General features: G+C 62.6%; 4 protein-coding genes. 3 read left to right on the top strand and 1 reads right to left on the bottom strand.

The window, feature by feature from the left end; translation table 11 throughout:
• From B4F73_RS03535 to rnhA, 3 genes are all read left to right on the top strand, one after another.
• Positions 1-441, top strand: a 441-nt coding sequence (locus tag B4F73_RS03535; RefSeq protein ID WP_290482516.1) for a phosphotransferase, incomplete at its 5' end; no start/stop codon positions are given.
• Positions 438-1,025 carry a hypothetical protein gene (locus B4F73_RS03530; protein ID WP_290481680.1) on the top strand — a complete coding sequence of 196 codons (588 nt, stop codon included), beginning with the start codon at positions 438-440 and terminating at the stop codon, positions 1,023-1,025. The genes B4F73_RS03535 and B4F73_RS03530, both read left to right, overlap by 4 nt.
• 38 nt (positions 1,026-1,063) lie before the next feature.
• A complete protein-coding gene (gene rnhA / locus B4F73_RS03525) occupies positions 1,064-1,507 on the top strand; it encodes a ribonuclease HI (protein WP_290478605.1) in 444 nt (147 codons plus the stop codon).
• On the opposite strand, the gene mnmH is transcribed toward rnhA, so the two are convergent.
• Positions 1,504-2,284 (bottom strand): tRNA 2-selenouridine(34) synthase MnmH (mnmH, locus tag B4F73_RS03520; RefSeq protein WP_290482515.1); only part of this gene is annotated, 781 nt, incomplete at its 5' end. The genes rnhA and mnmH overlap by 4 nt on opposite strands.

Below are 2,284 nucleotides of genomic sequence, written 5' to 3'. Positions count from 1 at the left end.
AAGCCACAAAGCCTGACCCTGCCGCGCGGGACTATTCATGCCGATCTCTTCCCGGACAATGCGTTTTTCCTGGGCGAAGACTTTTCCGGCATTATCGATTTCTATTTCGCCTGCACAGATGCGCTCGCCTATGACCTCGCCATCTGCCTGAATGCGTGGGCCTTTGATGACAATCCAGGGCGCGGCGCCATCGACTACAATTATTTCAAGGGCGAAAACCTGATCGCAGGCTATGAGAGCGTGCGCCCGCTGCAGCCAACTGAGCGCGACGCCCTGCCCCTGCTGGCACGCGGCGCAGCATTGCGTTTCTTCCTGACGCGGATGGTGGACTGGACCTCGACGCCTGAGGGCGCCCTCGTAAAGCCCAAGAATCCCCTCGAATATGCCGGCCGCCTCGCCTTTCATCGCAAAGTGACGAGTGCGGAAGGCTATGGTGCATGACAGAGTTCGGACCAAATGGTGAGGTGGTTGGCACCGGTCCGTCTGACCTTTCGGTCGACTATCGAGCCCTCAGCAAGGACCGAAAGATCCGCCGTGTAAAACTCGGCCTGCTCTTGTCCTCCCTGGCGGCGTGCCTTGGCGTTACGCTGATCGGACTTTTCCTGACCTTTGTCTTTGGCGTGCTCGAAGGGATTGGCATGTTGCCCACCATGTTCGATCGCCCAAATAGCGGCTTCCTGTTCGGCATCCAGATGGCTGCGATGATGTCCCTGTTCAACTTCATCCTGTTCTTCGTCACCGTGCCAGCCGCGTGGCTGGCCATGGGTCTGTCCATCGGCAGGTTCCCGCATCAGGGAATCGCGGCCCGCGCGCCCTACTTGCGCTGGGCCAGCATCTGGGGCGCCCTGCTCGTCGGTGGCACGACAGGGGGATTCGGCGTGACAGCGTCGCTGTTGACCGGCCTCGGCGCAGTCCTCACCGGCGCCTGTATCGGTGCGCTGGCCGGCCTCGTCTGCGGCCTGCTCTTTCTCGCCATCGTCAAGCCCGCGCAACAACTGCATGAGGCAGACATCAGCGTCTTCTGATGCTTGACGGACCCGCCAAAGCCCCGCACCTGAAAGCCATGACTGACAAGATCGAAATCTGGACAGATGGTGCCTGCAGCGGCAATCCCGGCCCCGGCGGCTGGGGCGCCCTGCTCGTGGCAGGCGACAACCGCAAGGAACTCTGGGGCGGCGACAAGGCCACCACAAACAACCGTATGGAAATGCTGGCCGTGATCGAGGCGCTGAACGCGCTGAAAGGTCCGTCCAGGATCACCCTGCACGTCGATTCCACTTATGTGAAAGACGGCCTGACCAAATGGATACATGGCTGGAAACGCAATGGCTGGAAGACCGCCGCAAAGAAGCCGGTCAAGAATCAGGATCTCTGGATGGCGATGGACGAAGCCTGTCAGCGCCATGACATCACCTGGAAATGGGTGAAGGGCCATGCCGGTGACCCCGGCAATGAAAAAGCCGACGAACTGGCCCGGCGCGGCACGGAAGAGGCGCGCGGACGCTAGGCGCGGACCACCAGTCTCTCTGCGGCTCGCTTCAGCGCCGTATCATCCAGGCTCTCCAACCTGACCATATCTACCGGCGCATCGTCGCGCCGTTTGCGGCTGCGCGCATAGAGTGGATCGTAGTGCCGGTCCATCAACTGGCGCGCCAGCGCGCGATAGTCTCCCGCCTCCGCCAATGCCTGCCACTCGGCCAGCGTCTCTTTCGACTGCAGGCCCTTCAGCTTGGCGAGCGCTTCCATCAGCCGGTCCTTGTCCCGGATGATGTCTTCATAGGCAGAGAGCAGGAAGTCTGCGCGCACGTCTGAAGGAACCCTCATCTCGATGCGCGGCGCCGCCAGCATGGAGTGCCACAGGCGCCGGGGCACGCGGCAGCGGCCGACCCGCGCGGACTCCGCCTCGACAAAGACCGGACGGCTCAGATCGAACTGACGCAACTGCTGCCAGATGCCGCTTTCGAACAAGCGCTGGGCCGGCTGTGGCGCGTCACCAAGATCACCAAAAGCCGAACCGCGATGATGGGCGAGACCTTCCAGGTCAATCACCTGCCCGCCCGCCGCTGCAATGGCCTGCAACAACGCCGTCTTGCCCGTGCCGGTTTGGCCATCGATCAGGCGCACCGGCAGCCGGCTGTCCTCATGCTCCAGCCCTGTTACGACTTCCCGCCGCCACGTCTTGTACCCTCCCTTCACCACGCCGCTCGGCCAGCCGACCGAGGACAGGATCGTCGCCATGGAGTTCGAGCGCATTCCGCCACGCCAGCAATAGACCAGCGGTCGC

It is taken from the genome of Hyphomonas sp. UBA3601 (assembly GCF_002375605.1).
GTDB lineage: Bacteria > Pseudomonadota > Alphaproteobacteria > Caulobacterales > Hyphomonadaceae > Hyphomonas.
The sequence above is the reverse complement of the archived record's forward strand: the minus strand, read 5'-3'. Positions and strand labels throughout refer to the sequence as shown.

Bases quoted from the DNA above. Each gene is read 5' to 3' on its own strand.
- B4F73_RS03530 (WP_290481680.1), top strand. From the start codon at position 438: ATGACAGAGTTCGGACCAAATGGTGAGGTGGTTGGCACCGGTCCGTCT.
- rnhA (WP_290478605.1), top strand. From the start codon at position 1,064: ATGACTGACAAGATCGAAATCTGGACAGATGGTGCCTGCAGCGGCAAT.